Source organism: Rheinheimera sp., assembly GCF_030824435.1.
In the GTDB taxonomy this organism is placed as follows: Bacteria; Pseudomonadota; Gammaproteobacteria; order Enterobacterales; family Alteromonadaceae; genus Pararheinheimera.
In genome coordinates, this window is sequence record NZ_JAVBXS010000035.1 from 18,558 (window position 1) to 42,431 (window position 23,874).

Here is a 23,874-nt window from a genome sequence, read left to right on the forward strand (position 1 = left end):
CCCGGCAAAAACGGTTGGCTTGTTGCCAACCGTTTTTGTTTCAGTTTAACCCTCGAGTATAAGCTCTAATGATATCGAAACTACTTTCTGGTCTGGGTGTATGTTGTGTGTTGACGTCTTCAATAGCAGCAGCACAGGTGCAGCCGCAGGCAGCCTACTTATTACCAAGGGCGGTCAATTCAATATTGACTGATATAGTGCCTGTTGCTGGCAAGTTTTATGTCAGTGCAGGTGAACGTGGCCATATTTTATTGAGCAACGATGGCGCCAGCTGGCAACAAATGCCGGTACCGCTGCAGTCGAACCTGAACTCGGTATATTTTCCCGATGAAAAACACGGTTGGGCAGTAGGGCACGATGCCAGCATTCTGCATTCATCTGATGGCGGTCAAAGTTGGGTTATCCAGCAGTTTTTACCTGATCTCGACAAACCTTTGTTTGATGTCTTTTTTAAAGACGCCACCCACGGTATTGCAGTAGGCGCCTATGGCATGTTTTATCGCAGTAGCGATGGTGGCAAAAGCTGGCAAAGTGAGTTTCACCCAGAGCTTGCAAGTGAAGACGATCAGGCATTATTGGCAGAACTGAAAGAATCAGATCCAGAGTCTTATGCCGCAGAAGCCGAATCTGTGTTACCGCATTTTAATCGTCTTTATGCCGATGGCAGCACCTTATATCTGGTTGGCGAAGCGGGTTTTTTTGCCAAAAGTCTCGATTTTGGCACTACATGGCAACGTCAGCCGGAATTTTATAATGGCTCGTTATTTGGTATTACCCGTACCCCGCAGTTGAGTTTGATCACTGTTGGCCTGCGTGGCCATGTGTTTCGCAGTACAGACCAAGGCCAGACTTGGCAACAAATTCAGGTCCCTTCACCGGCAACTTTAAACAGCGTACTGAGTACCAGTGACGGCAAAGTATATTTGCTCGGTAATGCCGGCACTTTATTGGTAAGCAGCGATGATGGTCAAAGTTTTACTGCGATGAACCAGGCCGATGGCAAAGCCATTATGAATGCCGTTAAGATTGGTGCTGATCTGGTTCTCGCAACTGAGGTTGGTATTAAAACAATTCACACTAAAGAAACTGAACAACCATGAGTGCAAACCGTTTTATCAATAAATGTGAATATGCGCTGTTCCGGCATCGCGGTCTGGTGATCCTGGCTTTTGTGCTGGCAACCTTGTTTTTATTATTTAAAGCCAGCCAAATTAAACTGGACGCTGCCTTTACCAAAAACATTCCGCTGAAGCATGAATACATGCAAACTTATCTGAAACATGCCAAAGACTTTGGTGGCGCCAATAATATTCTGATCTCTGTCTGCGATGCTTCAGGCAATATTTTTAATCCGGATTTTTTTGAGTCATTCCGCAAAATTCACGATCAGGTGTATTACATGCCGGGAGTGGATAGGGTTCTGGTAAAGTCACTGTTTAGTCCAAGTACCCGTTTTGTTGAAGTGGTGGAAGACGGTTTTGCCGGCGGCCCTGTGATCCCGGCTGATTTTGTGAACGATGCCAATGGTTTGGCTATTGTGAAACAAAACGTCGAAAAAGCCGGTATTGTTGGCCGTATGGTGGCCGATGATTACAGCTGCGCTATGGTCACAGCCCAGTTGCAGGAAATTAACCCGGATACCAACGAAAAGCTCGATACCATTGCGTTTGCAAATCAGCTGGAAACTGAGGTGCGTGGTCAGTTTGAAAACGACAAGGTGTCAGTGCACATTATTGGTTTTGCCAAAATGGTGGGTGACGTTGCCAATGGTGCCAAAGGGGTACTGGCATTTTTTGCTGTGGCTATTCTGATCACCGCCATCATGGTGTTTTTGTTCTCCAAATCAATCACGTTAACCATATTACCTATTGCCTGTTCCTTAATTGCCGTGATTTGGCAGATGGGTTTATTAACTGTGCTGGGTTTTGGTATCGACCCTATGTCCATTCTGGTGCCGTTTTTAGTCTTTGCCATTGGCGTCAGCCATGGTGTGCAGATGATCAACGCCACCGGCAAAAACGTCGCAGCCGGCCTTGATGCCAAAACTGCGGCCCAGGCCAGTTTCCGCAAGTTGTTGATCCCGGGTGGCGTGGCGCTTTTGTCCGATACTGTCGGTTTTATCACTTTATTAATTATTGAAATTGGCGTGATCAGGGAACTTGCAATCACCGCCAGCTTAGGTGTTGGCGTGATTATCCTGACCAACCTGATTTTATTGCCGGTGCTGATGTCTTATGTGCGCTTTAAAGCAAGTTATGTCAAAGCAGTGTCTGCACCAACACCCGTTGCCGATAAGTTCTGGTACAAACTTTCTGCTTGTGCTGAACCTAAAGTAGCCGCCGTTATTTTGCTGGTCACTACAGCCTTATTTGCTTTGGGTTATATCCAGAGCAAAGAGCTGAAAATTGGTGATTTGCAGCCAGGCGCGTCGTCTTTACATGAAGACTCCCGTTACAACCAGGATACTTTCCTGATCACTGACCGGTATGCCATTTCAGTTGACTACATCAACGTGATGGTGGAAACCGACGCCAATGGTTGTACTTTCCATCCTATTATGGAAAAAATTGACCAGTTCCAGTGGCAGATGGAAAACGTGCCTGGTGTGCAAAGTGCGGTGTCTTTGCCTTCAGTGTCAAAAACCATTAACGCAGCTTTTAACGAAGGCAACGTTAAATGGCGGATTCTGCCACGGACCACTGAGTCTTTGGTGCAGTCATCATCCCGTGTTGAAACCAGTACAGGTTTATTAAACCCGGATTGTTCCGTGATGCCGGTGATTTTATTCCTGAACGACCATAAAGCCGAAACCATTGAAAAAGTAGTGGCTGAAGCCAAACGTATTGGTGCTGAACTTGGCACTGACACTACTAAATTTATGCTGGCATCGGGCCCTGTTGGCGTGATGGCAGCAACTAATGAAGCTGTTGCTGCTGCTCAGGATCCAATGACCTGGTATGTCTATGGTGCTGTACTTCTGCTTTGTTTACTCAGCTTCCGCTCATTGCGGGCAACTTTGGCGGTTATTATTCCGCTTTATGTGGTGACGATGCTGGCAACGGCGCTAATGACAATACTGGAAATTGGTCTGACAGTTTCCACTTTGCCGGTGATTGCGTTAGGTGTGGGTATTGGTGTCGATTATGGCATTTATATTCTGACCAATATGACCCAGCCGCTGCGTCAGGGCGTGCCGCTACGTAAGGCTTACTTTGAGGCCTTAAAATCAACCGGCAGTGCAGTGCTCTTTACCGCAGTGACCTTAGCCATTGGTGTCAGTACCTGGGTGTTCTCAGCGCTGAAGTTCCAGGTTGATATGGGTATTTTGTTGACCTTTATGTTTATCGTAAACATGTTGGGTGCTGTTTTTGTATTACCTGCACTGGCCGCCTTTTTCTGGCCAAAAAACCGCGAATAAACGAAAGATTCGGACGGCTAAGCGTGTTGCCGTCCGAAATTAATCGCAGCATCTTTATGCATAAAATCTAATAAAAATGGCCTACGGGCCATTTTCTTATTTAATTAGGCTGAATATCTTGTCAAATCAGCTTTTCCGCTCTGGTACAACCAGTTTGAAAGCCGGAAATAAAGCTCGAAAAGCGCAGGAATAGGCAATAAACTTCGCACCTGACACGCTCTGTATGTAATGCACAATCCTGCTTCCCCTCTGCAGAGATTAAAACAAGGATACAAAAATGGCACTGATAGACGGTCAACCATCTGTACTTCTACAAAATGTAAGTAAACTCATCCGCCAAAAAGTTAAAGATCAGGTCGAACTGGTCGAGAAATTCGCCTTCACTCTCTATGGCAATGTTGCCAACGAAGATATGTTTGGTCGCAATGACAGCGACTTATATGGTGCGGCTTTAAGCCTGTGGCAAACCTTTAACACTCATACTGAAGATGCAGCCAGGATCCGGGTGTTTAACCCGGAAATTGCCCGTCACGGTTGGGAATCCAAACACACTATCGTTGAGATAGTGGTTAAAGATATGCCTTTTCTGGTTGATTCGGTGCGTATTGCACTGAACCGCCATACCATCACTGCGCATTTACTGCTGCATTACCCGCTGCAGACTTTCCGTGATGACAAAGGCAATATCACCGAATTTAACAAACTCGGCACCAAAGCCAATCCGTCCACCCAACAAACGGTGTTTCATATTGAAATTGACCGCATGACGGATAAAGTAGCAATGGACAATCTGGTCGCTGAGCTTGATTCAGTGATGCAGGATGTATCCCTTGCGGTCAGCGACTGGCAGCCAACCCGCGCCAAGCTTGAACAGGTTATTCAGGAGCTGCCGAAAAACTGTGGTAAAGCAAGTAAAGAACAACTTGGACAAACCACTGAGTTTTTAAATTGGCTGGCCAAAGATAACTTTACCTTGTTGGGTTATCGCCAGTACAGCATAGTGCCGGTGCAGGGGGATTACCGCATTGCCGGCCAGGCAGATACCGCTCTTGGTTTAATGCGTCGTTCTGTTTCACGCGATTTAATGTTGTCAGATTTGCCCGATGTGGCCCGTAAACAGGCATTGAGCACAGATCTGCTGATTCTGACCAAAACCAATAATAAATCGAGGGTTCATCGCCCGGCATATATTGATTACATTGGTATCAAACGTTTTGATGCCAACGGCAATGTGGTGGGTGAAGACAGGTTTATTGGTTTGTATTCGTCATCGCTGTATAACAACAGCGCCGGTGATATTCCACTGCTGAAAAACAAACTCGCCACTGTGATGGCGCGTTCTGGTTTTGCCGTAGGTACCCACGCTTATAAAGCTTTACTGAACATTCTGGAAACTTATCCACGGGACGAGCTGATTCAGGCAGACAGCGATGAATTGCTGGAAATCGCCACAGGTGTGCTGCAGATGCAGGAACGGGATATGACCCGGCTCTTTATGCGTAAAGATGCGTTTGGTCGTTTTGTTTCTGCCATGGTGTATGTGCCGCGTGAGCGCTACAACACTCAGCTGCGCAAAGAAACCCAACAAATTCTGCAACAGTTTTTAGGCAGTACCGAACCGGTGGAATTTACCACCTATTTCTCTGAATCCGTGCTGGCCCGGACCCATTATTTCATCCGGATCAACGACAGTAATATCGAGTTCAATGTGAAAGACATCGAAAAAAATCTGATAGAAGCGGCCCGTACCTGGGAAGACAAACTGGAAACAGCCCTGATTGGCCGTTTTGGTGAACTGAGTGGCCGTGAGCTCAGTCGTAAATACGTTAACGCTTTTCCGCGCGCTTATAAAGAAGAAATGTTACCTAGTGACGCGCTGGTCGACATCGCCAAACTGGAAGCATTAACCGAAGACAACACCCTGGAAATGTTGTTTTACCGGCCACAGGAAGAAAGTGCCGAATCTAAAGCGGTGCGATTAAATCTGTTCCATAAAGACCATCCAATTCATCTATCAGACGTGTTGCCAATGCTGGAAAACTTTGGCTTGCGGGTTATTGGTGAAACACCTTATGCAGTGCGTTGCCCTGAAGGTTCTGTCAGCTGGATCTTAAACTTCAGCATGGAATTAAACGGCAAAGTGCCACTGGATTTTGAAGTGGCACAGCAGTTGTTCCAGGAGTCTTTTGCTAAAGTCTGGAAAGGCGATTTGGAAGACGACGGTTTTAACCGTTTAATTCTGGGAGCGGGTTTAACAGGTCGTGAAGCTTCGTTATTACGTGCTTTTGCCAAGTACAAACGTCAGATTGGTGGTACTTTCAGTCAGGCGTATATTGAATCGACTTTTGGTCGTTATCCGCTGTTGGCCAATTTACTGGTACAACTCTTTAATGCAAAGTTTGCCCTGAATAACACAAGTGGCAGCAACGCTGAAAAACTGAATAACGAAATTCTGGCACAGCTGGAAAATGTGGCGAACCTGGATGACGACCGTATTATCCGTCGTTTCCTGGCTATTATTCAGGCTATTGTACGTACCAACTACTTCCAGCAAGCAGCAGACGGCACCGACAAACCTTATATTTCGTTTAAAGTGCGTCCGGCGATGATCCCGGATATTCCGTTACCACTGCCGTTTTTTGAAATTTTTGTGTATTCACCCAAGGTAGAAGGTGTGCACTTACGTTTTGGTAAAGTTGCGCGTGGTGGTTTACGTTGGTCTGACCGTCGTGAAGACTTCCGCACCGAAGTACTGGGCCTGGTAAAAGCACAACAAGTAAAAAACACTGTGATAGTACCAGTGGGCGCCAAAGGTGGTTTTGTTTGTAAAAAATTACCTGAAACCGGTGGCCGCGAAGCCTGGTTAAACGAAGGTAAAGCCTGTTACCGCACCTTTATCCGCGGTTTATTAGATATTACTGACAACATTCTGCAAGGCCAGATTGTGCCACCAAAACAAGTGGTACGTTTAGATGAAGATGACCCGTATCTGGTCGTTGCAGCCGATAAAGGCACTGCAACCTTCTCTGATATTGCCAACAGCATTTCACTGGAATATAACCACTGGTTAGGTGATGCTTTTGCCTCAGGTGGCTCGAATGGTTATGACCATAAAGGCATGGGTATTACGGCCCGTGGCGGTTGGGAATCAGTGAAACGCCACTTCCGCGAAGTGGGTATTGACTGCCAGACCACTGATTTTACCTGTGTGGGTATCGGTGACATGGCCGGCGACGTCTTTGGTAACGGCATGCTGTTATCTGAGCATATCCGCCTGCAGGTTGCCTTTAACCATATGCACATTTTTGTGGACCCAAACCCTGTGGCGGCAAGCTCTTTTGCTGAACGTCAGCGTCTGTTTAATCTGCCAACTTCAACCTGGGATGATTACAACAAAGAGCTGATTTCTGAAGGTGGTGGTATTTTCCTGCGTAGTGCCAAGGCCATTAAACTGAGCCCACAAATGCAGGCGATGCTCGGCACTGACAAAACCTCATTAACGCCAAACGAGCTTATCCGTGCTTCATTAATGATGGAAGTGGACCTGATTTGGAACGGTGGTATCGGTACTTACGTCAAAGCATCGGATGAAACTCATGCTGAAGTAGGCGACCGCGCTTCTGAACCACTGCGTGTCAACGGTAAAGAAGTGAAAGCCAAAATCATCGGTGAGGGCGGTAACTTAGGTACTACCCAACGTGGCCGTATTGAATACGCTGCCAATGGTGGCCGTATTAACACCGACTTTATCGACAACGTCGGTGGTGTGGACTGTTCGGACAACGAAGTCAACATCAAAATCCTGCTGAACGCCATGGTTGCCAGCGGTGATATGACGTTAAAACAGCGTAACGAACTGCTGTACAGCATGACCGATGATGTAGCAGATATCGTCATCAATGACTGTTACCGTCAGACCCAGAGTATTTCAGTGTCATCTTTGCTGGGCGCAGAGCAGCTGAAAGAATACACCCGTTTTATCCACGCTTTGGAAAAAGACGGCAAGTTAAACCGCGAGCTCGAGTTCCTGCCATCTGACGATATGCTGGCTGAACGTATGGTCAAAGGTGCCGGTTTAACCCGTCCTGAGTTGGCTATTTTGACCGCTTACGGCAAGATGGTGTTAAAAGAGCAATTGGTGCTGCCGGAAATCTTTGACAATGCTTATTTTAAGCAGGAATTGATCGGTGCTTTCCCGAAAGTGCTGCAAGAACGTTATGTCAAAGAGATGGAAACCCATCCATTAAAAGCTGAAATTATCGCCACTAAGCTTGCCAATATGCTGGTGAACGATATGGGCGCTAACTTTGCCCACCGCATGATGGAAGAAACGGGTTCAACAGTGGCCGAAGTGATTATTTCTTATGCCATCGCCCGCGAGCTTTTTGATGTTGAGAGCATCTGGCATCAGCTGGAAGACTTAGACAACGTCATTGCTGCCGATTTACAAACCCGTTTATTGTTCCAGTTGCGCCGCACCATGCGCCGTGTGACGCGTTGGTTCCTGCGTCACCGCAATAAGGCGATGGATATTGCACAAACAGTGGCGTTTTTCAAACCGGCTTTTGTGCAAATTTCTGAACAATTACCGCGTTTATTGGCTGCCGGTGAAGCAACGGCACTGCAAGCCCATCAGGATAACCTGGTTGCGCAGCAGGTGCCGGTGAATGTAGCCCGTTATCTGGCACAGTTAAGTACTGTGTTCTCGGTGATGGACATTGCCCAGGTGGCTGATGCTGAAAAAACCGACCTGTTATTGGCCGCCGAGATTTATTTTAAACTTGGTGACAAGCTGGATCTGCACTGGTTCCTGGAGCAAATCACCCAACAACCTGTGACCAACCATTGGCAGGCTTTGGCCCGCGCTTCATACCGCGAAGAGCTGGACTGGCAACAACGTGCCTTGTCACAAGTGGTGGTACGGACTTGCCATAATGCCTGTTCATCGGATGAAGTGATTCATAACTGGCTGAAATCTAATGAACTGGTGCTGTCGCGCTGGAGCATGATGCTGGCTGAGTTTAAGACTACCAAGAGCCATGAGTTCGCCAAGTTCTCTGTTGCTTTGCGTGAACTGATGTTATTGAGTCATCACTGTGACACTGTGAAATAACACTGTTGCTGTGAACTTTACAAAATAGCGCTAGAATGCCCCGTTCAACGGGGCATTTTTTTAAATGTGCTGCTGGTTTATCTTTTTAATAAAAACAAAGGCATGGTTATGTTTTACAAAATTGCTCGTGATCTGATGTTTTGTGCTGATGCAGAAAAGTCGCATCATTTTGCCCTCGACACTTTAAAGGCATTACAACATACACCGTTGTCGATGTTCTGGCGCCAGCAGATCCGGCAAAAACCTGTGACAGTGGCTGGTATCACTTTTGATAATCCCGTGGGGCTTGCCGCTGGTCTTGATAAAAACGCCGACTGTATCGACGCTTTTTCACAAATGGGATTTGGTTTTATCGAAGTTGGCACTGTCACGCCGAGACCTCAGGCTGGCAATGACAAACCACGTTTATTCCGTTTACCTAAGGCCAATGCCATTATTAACAGAATGGGATTTAACAACAAAGGTGTCGACTACCTGGTAGAAAATGTAAAAAAAGCACAATACAAAGGTGTGCTTGGTATCAATATCGGCAAAAACAAAGACACACCAAACGAGCAGGGCAAAGACGACTATGTGCATTGCATGCGCAAAGTGTATCCTTACGCCAGCTACATTACAGTAAACATCTCATCACCCAACACTCCAGGCCTGCGCGATTTGCAGTTTGGCGATGCATTGCTGGATTTATTAAACGCCGTGAAAAATGAACAACTGGATTTAGCAGCCAAATACGGTAAATATGTGCCCGTTTTTGTCAAAATTGCCCCCGATATGGACGAAGTTGCAGTGCAACAGGTGGCTGAGACTTTGCTGCAAAGCAAAATGGACGGTGCTATTGCTACCAATACCACACTAGAGCGCTCGGCAGTGGCTGGTATGAAACACGCTGATGAAATGGGTGGTTTAAGTGGGGCTCCGGTGCGGTTAAAAAGCACTGAAATTGTCCGGCAGCTTAGATCCGCAGTCGGCCCCGATATGCCTATTATTGGCGTCGGTGGTATCGACAGTGCAGAGTCGGCGCAGGAAAAGCTCAATGCCGGCGCACAGTTAGTTCAGGTATATACCGGCTTTATATATAAGGGGCCAGGCTTAGTGCGTTCGATCGTAGACAGCTTATAACGATCCGGTTGCGATCAAGGCAAGTTAGAGCAAAATAGTCTTTAACATGTTGATCTAACGGGTGTAAAACGGCTGCATCGGAGAATTTCATTCAGGTGCAGCATGTCCGCTTTTACCCCGTCAGCCTGTTGGCACTGGCAAGTTAATGCCGGCAAATTACAACTGCATACCAGTTCAGCAGTGCACAACACACCTTTTCTGCTGAATGATTTAAATGCCATGCCGGCACCTGAGTTTACGCTGGCTCAGGCCGAGTTATTCTGGCAGTTCAGGCACACACTCGAAGCACTGAACCTGCCAGAAGCTATTTGTTTTGCTGCAACAATAGATGCTATAGCAGCGCAGCTATTTTTACGTCAGACCGGCCATAAAAGCTGGTGGTTTACGCCTGTATCTCATCTTTATTTACCTCAAGCCACCGAATTGGTTTGGATTGGTGCTGCTGAACCTTTACTCGCCATTATCACAGCTCAGCATGGTAATTGTTGTCAGCTGTTGTTGTTACAACAGGGCCACACCCTTCAGGGCAAACAGCTTTATGCCGGGCAAGTGTTAGTACTGCTTAATGACAGAGTACAGGCTTTTGCTGCACCTTCACACCATCCACTGGCAAAATCAGCCTGATCACTGCTCTGCAACAAGCCACATCACAAAGTTTTTTTGTTGTTTTGCCACAATATGCTAGGCAGCCCGATCGGATTGGGTAAAATAGCGCTGATTCTATTTTCCAGGTAATACAGTGTGACCGATCCAATTGTTAACTTTGACGATATCCGCCCTTATCACGATGATGAAGTTGCAGCAGCTGTGCAGCGTATCATTGCGGATCCCGATTTTATCCGCGCTATTATCCGTCACCGCCTCGGCAGTTCATCGTCATGGCTTACGCATCTGGCTGCACCTTTTTTCAGCTGGTATTTGCGCCGGCACTGGTCTGGTTTTAAAACAGTGGAAGCAGTGCAAAGGTATGTCGCCGCTTATCTGGATAAAAGTCTGAAAAAAACCACTGCAGGTGTCAGCTGCAGTGGTCTGGAAAAACTAGACGCAACCAAGTCTTATTTATTTGTATCCAATCATCGTGATATTGCGATGGATCCGGCTTTGGTGAACTGGTGTTTGCACCAGCAAGGTTTTGACACAGCCCGCATTGCCATTGGCGACAATTTATTAAAAAAACCTTGTGCCACTGAGCTGATGAAACTGAATAAAAGTTTTATTGTACGCCGTTCGGCCAAAGGCCCACGTGAAATGCTCAAAGCGCTTGGACAACTGTCTGCTTATATTGGCCATTCAATTCAGACCGGCCACCATATCTGGATAGCGCAAAAAGAAGGGCGGGCTAAAGATGGCAATGACGCCACAGATCCAGCCATCCTGAAGATGTTTTATATCAACGGCAAACATCAACATGTTGATTTTGCGGACTATATGCGTTCTTTGCATATAGTGCCTGTGTGTTTGTCGTATGAGTTTGACCCTTGTGACAGTGCCAAAGCCAACGAGTTGTACCAGCTGGCAACACAAGGCAATTATCAGAAAACTGAATTTGAAGATATTGAAAGTATCATCACAGGTATTGTTGGTTTTAAAGGCCGTGTACATGTGCATTTTGGCGCTGTGCTGAACCAGGACCAAGACTTGCAAAACCCGGACACTTTGGCTGCGGCCATAGACAGGGAGATTTATCAGGGTTACAGGTTATATCCGGCCAATTATCAGGCGGCAGAGCAGCCAGGCACCGAAGATGATAACGGCGCCTTTTTAGCACGCTTAAACGCTTTACCACCGGCTGTACAACCATATCTGCGTCAGATGTATGCCAATCCACTCAAAAACGCTCAGGCGCATTTAAAGACGTCACAAACAGCGGCAACGCAGGAGAGTCATTGATGGCCAGAGCTATTACTTACAAATTTAAAGGCCAGCCGCGTAAAATTGCCTTTAGTTATGACAAATTTCACGATATTTACGAAGCAGTGGCAGCAGCAGAAGGCATAGATTTAACCGCCTTTTTAAAGATGGAACAACAAGTAGCCATGACGGCCAAACGTACAGCTGCCATTAAAGACTTCCGGCAAAAAGAATTTATCCGTTTTGGTTTTAGCGAGATTTATTTGCATAAAGACGATTCAGAGCTTTAAGAGCTTGCAAACAAAGGCTTGTTGTCAGCAACAAGCCTTTTCTGTTTGTGTGTTATGAGTTTTGCTTTGTTTTTTTAGATTGTTATTTGCGGTTCTTTTCACTCAAACATAAATCAGTCTCTGCCAGACTCTCGACAGAGTGCTCCGCCAGATTTTCTGCGAAGGGTTCGGCCGCACAATACACAACCGAATCACCGACCTGAACGCCTGATTTGCTAAACCAGCCCGGCGCCATTTCAAGCGCAGCGCGCACAACTTGCCCTGAAGGGTGCAAAGTTTCGGTATTGGCCTGCATCGATGTGATGGCCACAATTCGCCAATTTACATCAATAAAGGCCACATCCAGCGACTCTGGTGTGTTTTTCATCCAGAGTTGCATTTGTGCCGGTTGTTGCAACAATAACAACATGCCGTATTTTAACGGCGTTTGCCCCATTAAACCCTGACTACGTTTTGCCACAGTATCAGCCAGCTGCACCTGTACTTTATTGCCATTGATTTGCAGTTGTACCAGATTAAATTTCTCTGAAAAACTTGCTGCGTTACAGGCAGTTAAAGATAAAAAACAGCTCAGCAGTATAAAACGCAATAACATACAAAACTCTTTGTCGGAAAAGGGGCATGCAGATATTAGCCTGAGGCCTTTGTGAGCGACAAGGAAAATGGTACTGATTGATGTGGTGTTGTTTATCAGAGAACTGTTTATAAGAGAATTGTGTCCACTGATATTCAGCCATAAAAAAAGCCAGCATCAAGCTGGCTTTTTAAACTAAAACAAAAGTTTAGTTAGCATTTAACGCCTGACGCGGGTCAACATAAGCCAGTTTTAATGCGTCAGCAACATGCTGATTCACTACCTGACCGTTGATCACGTTCAGACCATTTAATAAATGTTGGTCTTCCAACAAAGCAGCCTTATAACCTTTGTTCGCCAGTTTAATGATAAATGGCAAAGTGGCGTTATTCAGCGCAAAAGTAGAAGTTAAAGGCACCGCGCCTGGCATGTTGGCCACACAATAATGCACAACATCATCAACGATAAAGGTTGGTTCAGCATGGGTGGTGGCATAAGAAGTTTCAACACAACCGCCCTGATCGATAGCAACGTCAACAATAGCTGAGCCTGCTTTCATTTTACGAACATGTTCACGGGTAACTAATTTAGGTGCAGCAGCACCTGGAATTAACACACCACCAATCACTAAATCTGCTTCCAGAATGTGTTTTTCCAGTGCGTCAGCAGTTGAATAAATGGCTTTTACAGCGCCGTTAAACTGGGCATTGATACGACGTAATACGTCAACACTGCGATCCAGCACCACAACATCAGCACCTAAACCAACTGCCATTTGGGCTGCGTTGGTACCAACCATACCACCACCAATGACCACAACTTTGGCAGGTTCAACACCAGGCACACCACCTAACAACATACCACGGCCGGCACAGGATTTTTCTAAGGCACGGGCACCAGCCTGAATTGACATACGACCAGCCACTTCTGACATAGGCGCCAGCAGCGGTAAACCACCACGGCTGTCGGTCACTGTTTCATAAGCAATACAGATTGCTTTTGATTTCATTAAGTCTTCAGTTTGTGGTAAATCCGGTGCTAAGTGCAGGTAAGTAAACAGAATTTGGCCTTCGCGCAGCATAGCGCGCTCAACAGCCTGTGGCTCTTTTACTTTGACAATCATGTCGCTTTTGGCAAAAACTTCAGCCGCTGTTGTCAGCACTTCTGCGCCGGCTGCTGCGTAATCAGCATCACCAAAACCGATACCGCTGCCGGCATTGTGTTCAACATATACTTTGTGACCGTGAGCAACCAGTTCGCGAACGCTGGCTGGAGTCATACCGACGCGGTATTCGTGGTTTTTAATTTCTTTTGGCACGCCAATAATCATGATTTTTTGCCTATGTAGGGTTGGTAAAAATATTTCGCTAGTATAATGCGATTTTTATGGAATGAATGGTTGTTTTTCATGGCGTTAATAGTGGAAAATGCTGAAATTAAAACTTAAATAGAATTTTTATCTGGTATGTTCCCTGAATATAAAGCAGCAAAAAAACTCGACCGAATTGACCGTAAAATATTGGTTGAACTGCAAAAAGACGGCCGCTTATCCAATGTGGAACTGGCCAAAAGGGTAGGGCTCAGCCCAACCCCTTGTCTGGAGCGGGTCAAGAGGTTAGAGGCCGACCAGTTTATTCTGGGTTATACAGCACAGGTTGACCCAAACAAAGTGGGCGCCGCGCTGTTGGTTTTTGTTGAAATTACCTTAAGTAAAACCTCGCCGGAAGATTTTGATGAATTCAGCAAAGCAGTGCAAAAGCTGGATGAAATTCTGGAATGTCATTTGGTGTCCGGCAGTTTTGATTTTTTATTAAAAACCCGGGTAGCCAATATGGCGGCTTATCGCGAACTGTTAGGTGAGACCTTATTGCGTTTACCCAGTGTGCGCGAAAGCCGCACCTATGTGGTGATGGAAGAAGTGAAGCAAACAACTTTTATTACTGTAGCTGGTTAAAGAACAAGCAGATAGCGTGATTTTGATGGGCTTTGACAGTTTGAAACTGGTGCACTAAAGGCTGGTCTCTGGTATCGTAACAGCGCATTTTTTTAGTTTTTTTATAGGGCAACAGGCTTGCAAGCGAAAACGGTATTTTCACTCAATGGTGTTCAGCGTCTGGTTGAAGTTGGACTGATCCTTTTTGCGGGCGCCGCCGCCTTTATGTTATTGGCGTTATTAAGTTTTGACCCGGCCGACCCTAGTTGGTCACAAACCGGTTATCAAACGGATATTCAGAACTTTGCCGGCCCTGTGGGCGCTGAAGTTGCCGATATTCTGTTTTGTGTATTTGGCTGGTTGTCATATTTGTTTCCGCCATTTTTTGCATTTTGTGGTTATATGTTATTTAAACGCTTTAAAGACCTGATTTCATTGGATTATTTGATTCTGGGCCTACGGCTTTTGGGTTTACTGCTCACCGTGATTTCCGCCTGCGCTATCAGCAGCATTAATTTTGATGATTTTTATATTTATTCATCCGGTGGTGTTGTGGGTGATGTCATTGCCAGTATGTTATTGCCGAATCTGAATTTTGTTGGCAGTAGTTTATTGTTGCTTTGCAGCTTTTGTATTGGCCTCACTTTATTAACCGGTATTTCATGGTTAACAGTAGCCGACGAGCTTGGTCGTTTTGTGGTGGAAAGCTGGTATTTTTGCAGTGCATTACCGGCAAAATTCCAGCAGTGGCGCCATCCACAACACAACGAAGCAGCCGAACATCATCATGCCAAAGCTGTGGCCCGTTCCAGTGTAAAAGTTGCGCCTTATGCCGGGCCTGAAGCTGAAACTGCAGCAGAAATACCAGTTGCTAACGGCACTGCTGATGATGAACATACAGCACAACAACCTTATACCGAAGTGATAGCGCCTGTTGCTGAGCGGCGGGAACCGGCATTTTCGCTTAACCGCGATGAAGCGGTCGAACCAGTGTTCAGCTTCGACACTTTACATCAGGAACCTGAGCAATTTTATGCAAACAGCATCGTCACGGCTGAAGTTGTCCCGGATATTGCAGCAATGGCTCCACCTATGCCAGCAAAGGCTGATCTTGCGGTTGAACCGCCGGCTGCAGTGATTAAGTTAGATCCACAGTTACAAAGCCGTGCTTTTTTCCCGGCACCTGATACGCAGGTTGAACCTTTACCTTTTGCACCTTTGGATATCAGTACCGATGCACGGGCTTTTGTCAGTGTCGACGAATTGTCTGATGACGATTTAACTTTCAGCGCTATCGATGACAGATACGCAGAAGCCGAATTACAACAAAGTTTTGTGCATACCCAAAGCGCTAATGCTACCTTGACCGACTATGTGCCTTATCAAAGCGCGCCGGTTCGCGGCGCTTCTGCAGCAGAGCAGCCGCCATTTGATGCAGAGGACGACGACGAAGGTAATGCAGCTTATCTCACAAGGCCTGTGCTGCCAAAATCAGCAGATGAGTTGCCTTCAATTCATTTACTCGACAGGCCAAACAAAACCACCAATCCAATTTCTGAAGAAGATTTGGAAAAAGTCTCCAGACTGGTTGAAGTCAAACTTTTGGACTTTAACGTTGATGCCAAAGTAGTGGGTGTTTATCCGGGTCCTGTAGTCACCCGTTTTGAACTTGATTTAGCCCCCGGGGTAAAAGTCAGTAAAATTACCGGTTTATCCAAAGACTTAGCCCGCTCTTTATCTGCCATCAGCGTGCGTGTGGTGGAAGTTATTCCGGGTAAATCTTATATAGGTCTGGAACTGCCAAACCAGCACCGCGAAATAGTGCGGTTGTCGGAAGTGATTGGTGATGAAATTTTTGAGCAGTCTAAATCGCCGCTTACTATGGTGCTTGGTAAAGATATTGCCGGTAAATCTGTAGTGGCCGACCTTGCCAAAATGCCACATTTGTTGGTGGCAGGTACCACAGGTTCTGGTAAGTCAGTTGGCGTTAATGTGATGATCTGTAGTCTGCTCTATAAATCTACACCGGACGACGTACGTTTCCTGATGATTGACCCAAAAATGCTGGAACTTTCTGTTTACGAAGGTATTCCGCATTTACTCACCGAAGTCGTCACCGACATGAAAGAGGCGGCCAATGGCCTGCGCTGGTGTGTGGGTGAAATGGAACGCCGTTATAAGCTGATGTCAGCGCTTGGTGTACGGAATTTAAAAGGTTACAACGTCAAAGTGGCAGACGCTATTGCCGAAGGTAAACCACTGCGTGATCCGCTGTGGCGCCCGTCGGACGATATGCGGGGTGAGCCGCCGTTGCTCGAAAAATTGCCGTCTATCGTGGTGGTTATCGACGAATTTGCCGACATGATGATGATAGTTGGTAAAAAAGTTGAAGAGCTGATTGCCCGTATCGCGCAAAAAGCCCGTGCTGCCGGTATTCATTTAATTTTGGCGACACAAAGGCCGTCGGTGGATGTAATCACAGGTTTGATTAAAGCCAATATCCCAACCCGTATTGCCTTCCAGGTGTCGTCAAAAATTGACTCGCGCACCATTCTGGACCAACAAGGCGCTGAGAGTTTATTAGGTCAGGGTGACATGTTGTATCTGCCACCAGGCTCTGGTGTGCCTAACCGGGTGCACGGTGCTTTTGTCGATGACCATGAAGTGCATGCCGTCGTGGCAGACTGGAAAACACGCGGCCGGCCAAATTATATTCCGGATATTCTCAGTGGTGAAACCAGTGAAGAAAATCTGCTGCCGGGTGAAACGCTGGACGATGAAGACGCTGAAGCAGATCCGCTGTTTGATCAGGCTGTGGCTTTTGTTACCGAAAGCCGTAAAGCGTCGGTATCGGGTGTACAACGTCGTTTCCGTATAGGTTATAACCGCGCCGCCCGTTTAGTAGAAACAATGGAACAAGTCGGTATCGTCAGTGGCCCTGGCCATAACGGTAACAGAGAAGTGTTGGCACCTCCGCCACCAAAAGGGTTTTAAATGAAGAAGTTATTATTAGTTCTGGCCGCTATGTTAATAAGCCAAAGCGCAGTTGCCGCCACTCAGGCCGATGAGCTGAAAAACAAACTGGCACGGCTTTATAGTTATCAGGCCAGTTTTCAGCAAACTGTGGTAGACGCAAAAAACCAACCGGTGCAAGAGCAAGGTGAAGGCGTATTAACCTTAAAACAACCTTCATTGTTTCGTTTTGAAACCTTAAGCCCTGAGCCAAATCTGTTTATTGGTGATGGTAAAACCTTATGGCATTACAACGAGTTGCTGGAGCAAGTCAGCCTGTACGACGCGAAAAAAGAAGTCAACCGCACACCATTTGTATTGTTAACTTCCAACGATGCCAGCCTTTGGGCGCAATATGACGTCAGTGGTGAAGGCCAGCAGTTTGTGATCACGCCTAAAGACAAAGATAATCCGGTGCGCCAGCTGGTGCTGACCTTTGCAGGTGTTGGCCTGTCGCATATGGCGGTGCTGGATAACAACGGCCAGAAAACCGATTTTGAATTTTTAGCCATTCAGAACAATATCAATATCGACAGCAGCCTGTTTAAGTTTGACGTGCCGGCTGGTGTTGAAGTGGACGACTTACGCAACAAGTGAGCAGCCTGAGTTTTGATTTTCAGCCTGATGTAAGGCCCTTAGCCGCCAGACTCAGACCTTTAAAACTGGCCGACTATGTCGGCCAGCAGCATTTGCTGGGCCCCGGTACGCCGCTACAACGTGCGATAGAAAGCGGCAAAGTCACGTCCTTGATTTTATGGGGGCCGCCAGGCACAGGCAAGACCACCCTGGCTGAACTGATTGCTGCCCATGCTGATGCTTATCTGGCAAAAATTTCTGCTGTGACTGCTGGTGTTAAAGAAATCCGCGAAGAAATAGCCGCTGCTAAATCGCGGCTTTTAAGCCATCAGCAAAGAACTTTGTTGTTTGTTGATGAAGTCCATCGGTTTAACAAAAGCCAACAAGACGCTTTTTTGCCGCATATTGAAGATGGCACCATTATTTTTATTGGTGCCACCACAGAAAACCCATCTTTTTCGCTGAATAACGCTTTGTTATCGCGCGCCCGGGTATGTATTTTAAAAAAAATTGAAGCAAGCGAGCTTAATAAAGTGCTGCAACGCGCTTTAACAGATAACGAGCTTGGTCTTGGCGCCTTAAAGCTGGCGCTTGATGAAGAAGCGGCGCAGTTTTTACTCATGCTGGCCGATGGTGATGCCCGCAAACTTCTGAATTTGTTAGAACTTGCCAGTGAAGCTGTGCAAAGTGAAGGTTCAAGCCATATCAGTGTTGCACTTCTGAAACAGCTGGTGCCCAGGCAGTTACCAGGTTTTGATAATCAGGGTGATATGTTTTATGACCTGATTTCAGCTTTTCATAAATCGGTGCGTGGCTCCAGTGCCGACGGAGCTTTGTATTGGTATTGCCGTATTCTGGAAGGCGGCGGCGACCCTTTGTATGTGGCACGGCGTTTGTTGGCCATTGCCTCTGAAGATATTGGCAATGCCGACCCAAGGGCGCTCACCATAGCGCTGGATGCCTGGGATACTTTCTCCCGGGTTGGTCCTGCCGAAGGCGAAAGAGCCATAGCACAAGCTGCTGTTTATTTAGCATTGGCACCTAAAAGTAATGCGGTGTATAACGCCTTTAATCAAATGCGCGCTCTGGTGCAACAACAACCTGCCTTTGAAGTGCCGCTGCATTTACGCAATGCCCCCACCAAATTACTGAAAGAAATGGGTCACGGCGACGGCTACCGTTATGCCCACAATGAAGCGGGCGCTTATGCCGCAGGTGAAAGATATTTACCGTTGGAGCTTGCCGGTAAGCAGTTTTATCAGCCATCCGATCGCGGTCTGGAAAAACAACTGCTGGAAAAACTGAAATATCTGCAAAACCTGGACGAACATGCCAAAGCACAGGGGAAAAGCCGTGACTAGTGCCTTATTTACCTATAGCGCCATTGCCATTGGCGGTGCTATAGGCGCCTGTTTAAGGTTTGCCTTAAGCGAATGGATGTTACATCTTTTTGGCAGAGCATTTCCTTTTGGCACTTTGCTGGTTAATATTCTCGGGTCTTTTGTCATTGGCTTGTTGTATGGCCTGTTGATCACCGAACAAATTGCCCCCAATCCATGGCGGATTTTTATTGGCATTGGGGTGCTGGGTGCTTTTACCACTTTTTCAACATTTTCGATGGACACTGTGTTGCTGTTACAGCAGGGCGACTGGCAAAAAGCCATCGCCAATGTGGTGCTGAACCTGGTGTTGTGTTTAACCCTCGCCTGGCTTGGATTGAAGCTGGGCTCGATGAAGTAAAAATTTATGTTAGATAGCAAATACTTACGCAGTGAATTAACACAAACCGCGCAGCGGCTGGCAACCCGTGGTTTTAAACTTGATGTGGCGCAAATCAGCGCTTTGGAAGAGCAGCGCCGCGAATTACAGGTAGCAACTCAGGAGCTGCAAAACCAGCGTAACAGCAAATCCAAAAACATCGGTCAGGCCAAAGCCCGGGGTGAAGATATTGCGCCTTTGCTTGCTGAAGTGGATGGTTTAGGCGCTGAATTAGACGCTGCCAAAATTAAACTGGACGCTGTACTTGCCGAGCTTGACCAGATTGCGTTGTCGTTACCCAACCTGCCGGACTTAGCAGTGCCTGTTGGTAAAGATGAAACTGATAATCTGGAAGTGCGCCGTTATGGTGACATTCCAACTTTCGATTTTGAAGCCAAAGATCATGTGGCTTTAGGTGAAGCGCTGGCCGGTGGTCTTGATTTTGAAAACGCGGTTAAAATTGCCGGTTCACGTTTTGTGGTGATGAAAGGCCAGATTGCTCGCCTGCACCGTGCTTTGTCGCAGTTTATGCTGGATTTACACACTGAGCAGCATGGTTACACTGAGCTTTATGTGCCTTATCTGGTGAACCGCGATTCGCTGTATGGCACAGGTCAGCTGCCAAAATTTGGTGCCGATTTATTCCACACCCAGCCTGCCACTGAAGAAGGTGTGGGCATGAGCCTTATTCCAACGGCTGAAGTGCCGGTGACTAATCTGGCGCGTGATCGCATTTTTGATTTAACTGAACTGCCACAAAAATACACGGCCCATACCCCATGTTTTCGCAGTGAAGCCGGCTCTTATGGTCGCGACACCCGTGGCCTTATTCGCCAGCACCAGTTTGACAAAGTAGAGCTGGTGCAGCTGGCGCATCCGGATCAGTCGATGGCAGCTTTAGAAGAGCTGACAGGCCATGCCGAAAAAGTATTGCAGTTATTGGGTTTACCTTACCGCGTGATGCTGCTGTGCACCGGCGATATGGGTTTTGGCTCTTGCAAAACGTACGATTTAGAAGTGTGGTTGCCGGCACAAAATACCTTCCGCGAAATTTCCTCTTGCTCCAATATGGGCGATTTCCAGGCACGTCGGATGCAAGCACGGTTCCGTCCGGAAGAAGGTAAAAAACCTGAATTGCTGCATACCTTAAACGGTTCAGGTCTGGCGGTAGGCCGTACTTTAGTGGCTATTTTAGAAAACTATCAACAAGCAGACGGTTCTATCCGTATTCCGGCGGTATTACAACCTTATATGGGTGGTAAAACCGAGATCCGCGCTTAAATAACCTTGTGGTGCCGGGCTTCATGTGGCACCACAACTTTTGTGTTTGATCTGCAACACAGCATAAAAAGCACTGTTGAAATAAGCGGTAACAGGGTAAAAAATGACAACAACCACCCAAAATGCAAGGTCACAGCCAGCAGTTAAAAAAACCAGCGTTAAAAGGCGTACCAGTGCACTTAAAGTAGCGCTGAGGGCAATTTATTGGATCATCGTTGTTGCGGTAATAGCCGTGGTTGGTTTTATTGCTTTTGAAGCTTTCTGGACTTATTACAGCAATAGCCGTTAAAACCACAGCTCAGGAATAACTTCAGTGAATTTCGCGTTTTACAGACCAACGGCAGCTTTATTCAGGCTGCCGTTTTTATTGGCGGTCTTATAAACAACGCGCCGGTTTAGGCAAACCGGCAATTCGGGTGGCTTGTTTGGCCGGCCCTTCAGGGAATAATAAAAACAAATATTTACTGTTGCCTTTGTCGGCCCCCAGTTTTTCTGCCATGGCTTTTACAAGCAAGCGGATAGCGGGTGATGTCTGATATTCCTGATAAAAATCCCGCACAAACCAAACCACTTCCCAGTGGGCCGGCGTTAACGTGATATTTTCCGCTTTGGCAAATTCAGCGGCCAAAGCTTCGCTCCAAAGCGACAAATCGGCCAGATAACCGTGTTTATCCAGGGGTACGGTTTTACCTTCAATCTGTAGCGTCAACACAAGATCACCTGATTGGCCGTTAAGGTCAATTCAACCCATTGTTGGTCGTTAATAAGCTGGAAACCCTGACTCAGTTGCAGGCCACGCGCCAGTAAATCCTGCTCCAGTACATAAAGCTTATTTGTCGGCCAGCTGCGTTGTTGCTTCAGCAGATAGACCGCGTCCTGGCGCAATAACACTGCATCTTGTGCACCAGCCAGACTCAAAATGACGTTGGGTTCAAGGGTGGTTATTTGATACAACAACATCTCAGCACCTCAGGACATGGTCTTGTTGCAACAGCAACGTATTAATTTCGGCTTTTGCCAATACAGCTGCTTCAATACGCAAATCATTTACAGCCAGCTGGTATAACAACATGGCATCTTCAGCGACCACAACTTGCTCAATATCATATAAAGCAAACAATTTCTGCGCAGTAGTGAAGTCTTTTACACCTAAGTTTTGTGCTGATGAGAGCGGCAATAATTGCGTGACGGCAGCGCCAAGATAAACCAGCGTAACCTGATGCTCAACAGCAGCAAGTGCCATAGCTAAATCCTGCGCTTCACGGCTGTTGCTAAACGAAAAAGCACTTTGGGTAAATACAATAGCGACTTTTTTCATCAGAACTGCACCACACGATCAACAGCATCCAGACGCATGGCAAATTCAGCCAGACCAGCGGCAATAAAACCAGCACGGGCAGGGCGGGTTTCTGTGGCAATACCCCGTTTTTCAGCAGCGGTGACACAATAAAGCAAAGGAATGTGTTGTTGCTGACAAAAATCGACAAGTTTTGCCACATTGTCGGGCTCGTCTGAGGGCAAATCGCTGTCGGCAGAAACCGCCAGCACAGCGTCCTGATAAAAGAAAATATGATCTATCTGATGTTGTAAATCAAAGGCAGCCCCGGCAAAACGCAGTAATGACGCCAGCGTCTGGCAGCCGTAAACCGGTGATTGCACATACAGTGCGAAAGTGGCCATCAGAAATCCCGCCATAAAAAATACCCCGACAAGCGGGGCATTTTAATGGAATTCAGTTACTGTGCAACCACAGTGGCCGAATTAGTCATCACTGTTTAAAAAACCAAGCAGCTGCAGCAGCGCGGTAAACAGATTAAACACGTTCAGATACAGGCTAACAGTGGCGCGGATATAGTTAGTTTCTCCACCTTGCACTATACGACTGGTATCAAACAGGATAAAGCCTGACATCAATAACACTACTACAGCACTGATAGACAGCTGCAGCGCCGGTATTTGGAAGAAGATGTTGGCAATAGCAGCCACCACCACCATGATCAAACCAACAAACAAAAAGTTACCCATAAAGGAGAAATCTTTTTTGCTGGTCAGGGTATAGGCTGACAAACTAAAGAAAATCAACGCAGTAGCAGCAAAAGCCTGCATAATAATTTCAGGTCCGTTTGGCATACCAGCGTAACGGTTCAGCATAGGACCAATAGAAGCGCCCATCACACCGGTAAAGGCAAAAACCCAGAATAAACCCGCAGCGCTGTCGGCAGTTTTTATCACCACAAACACCAACACCAAAGCCAGAATACTTAAACCTAAACCTAACATCGGGCCAAAGTCGAGTGCCATGGCGATACTGGCAGTCACAGCACTGAAGGTCAGTGTCATTGCCAGCAACATATAAGTGTTACGAAGTACTTTGTTGATACTGACGCTGTCTGCGCCTGTCATCACCTGATGGTTTTGATAAGACATAATCACTCCTGTGGTTGTAAATACTTTGCGACTATACAAGCTTCATTGGCGCAAGTCAGTAACTTTGACCCAAGGTGGCAGTTAAAATTCCCGTTATTGTTTATTTACCGCCCGACGATCGCACAGCTTTTATGCAAACAGATCTTTATAATGGAATTCAACGTGTTAAACGGTAAAAAAATACTTTCTTTTGTGCGCTGAAGTTATTAAGATACGCGCCATTGGAGAGATGGCAGAGTGGTTTAATGCACCGGTCTTGAAAACCGGCGAGGGTTAGTAGCCCTTCAAGAGTTCGAATCTCTTTCTCTCCGCCATATTTAACAAGTTAAAAAGCCCGCTTTAAGCGGGCTTTTTGCTTTTTGTCATCTGTGCTCGGCAAGTACCAAGCCCTGCTTGGTAATCCAGCTTTGTGCATCTGCCTGCAGTGCTTCTGTTTTTAATACGCCGATTTAGAAGGGGGCAAGGGCTCTTCTTTGGGTGTATTCTGCTTACAATGCTGCTGAGGTTTAGCTGCAAGCTATA

21 protein-coding genes and 1 tRNA gene are annotated in these 23,874 nt (G+C 46.7%); 15 read left to right on the top strand and 7 right to left on the bottom strand.

Going from position 1 to position 23,874, the window contains the following annotated elements:
- Positions 1-137: 137 nt before the first annotated feature.
- The 7 genes from RCH83_RS09095 to RCH83_RS09125 all read left to right on the top strand — a co-directional run bounded on the left by RCH83_RS09095 (position 138) and on the right by RCH83_RS09125 (position 11,791).
- Positions 138-1,100 carry a YCF48-related protein gene (locus RCH83_RS09095; protein ID WP_306521206.1) on the top strand — a complete coding sequence of 321 codons (963 nt, stop codon included), beginning with the start codon at positions 138-140 and terminating at the stop codon, positions 1,098-1,100.
- Positions 1,097-3,418, top strand: a complete 2,322-nt coding sequence (locus RCH83_RS09100) for an RND family transporter (protein ID WP_306521208.1) — start codon at positions 1,097-1,099, stop codon at positions 3,416-3,418. The genes RCH83_RS09095 and RCH83_RS09100 overlap by 4 nt, the downstream gene beginning before the upstream one ends.
- Before the next feature lie 277 nt (positions 3,419-3,695).
- A complete protein-coding gene (locus tag RCH83_RS09105) occupies positions 3,696-8,531 on the top strand; it encodes an NAD-glutamate dehydrogenase (protein WP_306521210.1) in 4,836 nt (1,611 codons plus the stop codon).
- Between the two features lie 108 nt (positions 8,532-8,639).
- On the top strand, positions 8,640-9,650 hold the full coding sequence (gene pyrD / locus RCH83_RS09110; protein ID WP_306521212.1) for a quinone-dependent dihydroorotate dehydrogenase: 1,011 nt from the start codon (positions 8,640-8,642) through the stop codon (positions 9,648-9,650).
- Positions 9,651-9,752: 102 nt separating this feature from the next.
- Positions 9,753-10,274 (top strand): cell division protein ZapC domain-containing protein, encoded by a 522-nt coding sequence (locus RCH83_RS09115; protein ID WP_306521214.1) that lies wholly within the window; start codon positions 9,753-9,755, stop codon positions 10,272-10,274.
- A gap of 117 nt (positions 10,275-10,391) precedes the next feature.
- Positions 10,392-11,540, top strand: a complete 1,149-nt coding sequence (locus tag RCH83_RS09120; RefSeq protein WP_306521216.1) for a 1-acyl-sn-glycerol-3-phosphate acyltransferase — start codon at positions 10,392-10,394, stop codon at positions 11,538-11,540.
- Complete coding sequence (locus tag RCH83_RS09125; protein ID WP_306521218.1) at positions 11,540-11,791, top strand: DUF2960 domain-containing protein; 252 nt, start codon at positions 11,540-11,542, stop codon at positions 11,789-11,791. Before RCH83_RS09120 ends, RCH83_RS09125 begins: the two co-directional genes overlap by 1 nt.
- 82 nt (positions 11,792-11,873) lie before the next feature.
- Here RCH83_RS09125 and RCH83_RS09130 read toward each other — a convergent pair whose 3' ends face one another.
- Positions 11,874-12,386: a DUF192 domain-containing protein gene (locus tag RCH83_RS09130; RefSeq protein ID WP_306521220.1), complete on the bottom strand. Its 513-nt coding sequence runs from the start codon at positions 12,384-12,386 to the stop codon at positions 11,874-11,876.
- 187 nt (positions 12,387-12,573) lie between these two features.
- On the bottom strand, positions 12,574-13,695 hold the full coding sequence (gene ald / locus RCH83_RS09135) for an alanine dehydrogenase (protein WP_306521222.1): 1,122 nt from the start codon (positions 13,693-13,695) through the stop codon (positions 12,574-12,576).
- Between the two features lie 135 nt (positions 13,696-13,830).
- Between ald and lrp the strand changes: the two genes are divergently transcribed.
- From lrp to RCH83_RS09170, 7 genes are all read left to right on the top strand, one after another.
- On the top strand, positions 13,831-14,319 hold the full coding sequence (gene lrp, locus RCH83_RS09140; RefSeq protein WP_306521225.1) for a leucine-responsive transcriptional regulator Lrp: 489 nt from the start codon (positions 13,831-13,833) through the stop codon (positions 14,317-14,319).
- A gap of 117 nt (positions 14,320-14,436) precedes the next feature.
- The gene (locus RCH83_RS09145) at positions 14,437-17,292 is read left to right on the top strand and encodes a DNA translocase FtsK (RefSeq protein WP_306521227.1); all 2,856 of its coding nucleotides are present in this window, start codon (positions 14,437-14,439) and stop codon (positions 17,290-17,292) included.
- The gene (lolA, locus tag RCH83_RS09150) at positions 17,293-17,907 is read left to right on the top strand and encodes an outer membrane lipoprotein chaperone LolA (RefSeq protein WP_306521229.1); all 615 of its coding nucleotides are present in this window, start codon (positions 17,293-17,295) and stop codon (positions 17,905-17,907) included.
- Positions 17,904-19,247: a replication-associated recombination protein A gene (locus RCH83_RS09155; RefSeq protein WP_306521231.1), complete on the top strand. Its 1,344-nt coding sequence runs from the start codon at positions 17,904-17,906 to the stop codon at positions 19,245-19,247. Before lolA ends, RCH83_RS09155 begins: the two co-directional genes overlap by 4 nt.
- The gene (gene crcB, locus RCH83_RS09160; protein WP_306521233.1) at positions 19,240-19,626 is read left to right on the top strand and encodes a fluoride efflux transporter CrcB; all 387 of its coding nucleotides are present in this window, start codon (positions 19,240-19,242) and stop codon (positions 19,624-19,626) included. Before RCH83_RS09155 ends, crcB begins: the two co-directional genes overlap by 8 nt.
- 6 nt (positions 19,627-19,632) lie before the next feature.
- Entirely contained in the window at positions 19,633-20,925 is a 1,293-nt protein-coding gene (gene serS, locus RCH83_RS09165; RefSeq protein ID WP_306521235.1) for a serine--tRNA ligase, read from the top strand.
- Between the two features lie 103 nt (positions 20,926-21,028).
- Positions 21,029-21,214: a hypothetical protein gene (locus RCH83_RS09170; RefSeq protein ID WP_306521236.1), complete on the top strand. Its 186-nt coding sequence runs from the start codon at positions 21,029-21,031 to the stop codon at positions 21,212-21,214.
- A gap of 87 nt (positions 21,215-21,301) precedes the next feature.
- On the opposite strand, the gene RCH83_RS09175 is transcribed toward RCH83_RS09170, so the two are convergent.
- From RCH83_RS09175 to RCH83_RS09195, 5 genes are all read right to left on the bottom strand, one after another.
- The gene (locus RCH83_RS09175; RefSeq protein ID WP_306521265.1) at positions 21,302-21,634 is read right to left on the bottom strand and encodes a TusE/DsrC/DsvC family sulfur relay protein; all 333 of its coding nucleotides are present in this window, start codon (positions 21,632-21,634) and stop codon (positions 21,302-21,304) included.
- Entirely contained in the window at positions 21,631-21,885 is a 255-nt protein-coding gene (gene tusB / locus RCH83_RS09180) for a sulfurtransferase complex subunit TusB (RefSeq protein WP_306521238.1), read from the bottom strand. Before tusB ends, RCH83_RS09175 begins: the two co-directional genes overlap by 4 nt.
- A 1-nt stretch (position 21,886) precedes the next feature.
- The gene (locus RCH83_RS09185) at positions 21,887-22,243 is read right to left on the bottom strand and encodes a DsrE family protein (protein WP_306521241.1); all 357 of its coding nucleotides are present in this window, start codon (positions 22,241-22,243) and stop codon (positions 21,887-21,889) included.
- Positions 22,243-22,605 (bottom strand): sulfurtransferase complex subunit TusD, encoded by a 363-nt coding sequence (tusD, locus tag RCH83_RS09190; protein ID WP_306521244.1) that lies wholly within the window; start codon positions 22,603-22,605, stop codon positions 22,243-22,245. The genes RCH83_RS09185 and tusD overlap by 1 nt, the downstream gene beginning before the upstream one ends.
- Positions 22,606-22,686: 81 nt before the next feature.
- Positions 22,687-23,352, bottom strand: coding sequence for a Bax inhibitor-1/YccA family protein (locus RCH83_RS09195; RefSeq protein ID WP_306521245.1), 666 nt, complete (start codon positions 23,350-23,352; stop codon positions 22,687-22,689).
- A gap of 223 nt (positions 23,353-23,575) precedes the next feature.
- On the opposite strand from RCH83_RS09195, the gene RCH83_RS09200 reads away from it, so the two are divergent.
- A tRNA-Ser gene (locus RCH83_RS09200) sits at positions 23,576-23,666 on the top strand.
- The last annotated feature ends 208 nt before the right edge of the window (positions 23,667-23,874 follow it).

What these genes read in the sequence shown, in the direction of transcription:
- tusD (WP_306521244.1), bottom strand. Translation starts at nt 22,605, where the DNA reads ATGGCCACTTTCGCACTGTATGTGCAATCACCGGTTTACGGCTGCCAG.
- lolA (WP_306521229.1), top strand. Translation starts at nt 17,293, where the DNA reads ATGAAGAAGTTATTATTAGTTCTGGCCGCTATGTTAATAAGCCAAAGC.
- RCH83_RS09125 (WP_306521218.1), top strand. Translation starts at nt 11,540, where the DNA reads ATGGCCAGAGCTATTACTTACAAATTTAAAGGCCAGCCGCGTAAAATT.
- RCH83_RS09195 (WP_306521245.1), bottom strand. Translation starts at nt 23,352, where the DNA reads ATGTCTTATCAAAACCATCAGGTGATGACAGGCGCAGACAGCGTCAGT.
- serS (WP_306521235.1), top strand. Translation starts at nt 19,633, where the DNA reads ATGTTAGATAGCAAATACTTACGCAGTGAATTAACACAAACCGCGCAG.
- RCH83_RS09115 (WP_306521214.1), top strand. Translation starts at nt 9,753, where the DNA reads ATGTCCGCTTTTACCCCGTCAGCCTGTTGGCACTGGCAAGTTAATGCC.
- pyrD (WP_306521212.1), top strand. Translation starts at nt 8,640, where the DNA reads ATGTTTTACAAAATTGCTCGTGATCTGATGTTTTGTGCTGATGCAGAA.
- tusB (WP_306521238.1), bottom strand. Translation starts at nt 21,885, where the DNA reads ATGTTGTTGTATCAAATAACCACCCTTGAACCCAACGTCATTTTGAGT.
- lrp (WP_306521225.1), top strand. Translation starts at nt 13,831, where the DNA reads ATGTTCCCTGAATATAAAGCAGCAAAAAAACTCGACCGAATTGACCGT.
- RCH83_RS09170 (WP_306521236.1), top strand. Translation starts at nt 21,029, where the DNA reads ATGACAACAACCACCCAAAATGCAAGGTCACAGCCAGCAGTTAAAAAA.
- RCH83_RS09130 (WP_306521220.1), bottom strand. Translation starts at nt 12,386, where the DNA reads ATGTTATTGCGTTTTATACTGCTGAGCTGTTTTTTATCTTTAACTGCC.
- RCH83_RS09105 (WP_306521210.1), top strand. Translation starts at nt 3,696, where the DNA reads ATGGCACTGATAGACGGTCAACCATCTGTACTTCTACAAAATGTAAGT.
- RCH83_RS09100 (WP_306521208.1), top strand. Translation starts at nt 1,097, where the DNA reads ATGAGTGCAAACCGTTTTATCAATAAATGTGAATATGCGCTGTTCCGG.
- ald (WP_306521222.1), bottom strand. Translation starts at nt 13,695, where the DNA reads ATGATTATTGGCGTGCCAAAAGAAATTAAAAACCACGAATACCGCGTC.
- RCH83_RS09185 (WP_306521241.1), bottom strand. Translation starts at nt 22,243, where the DNA reads ATGAAAAAAGTCGCTATTGTATTTACCCAAAGTGCTTTTTCGTTTAGC.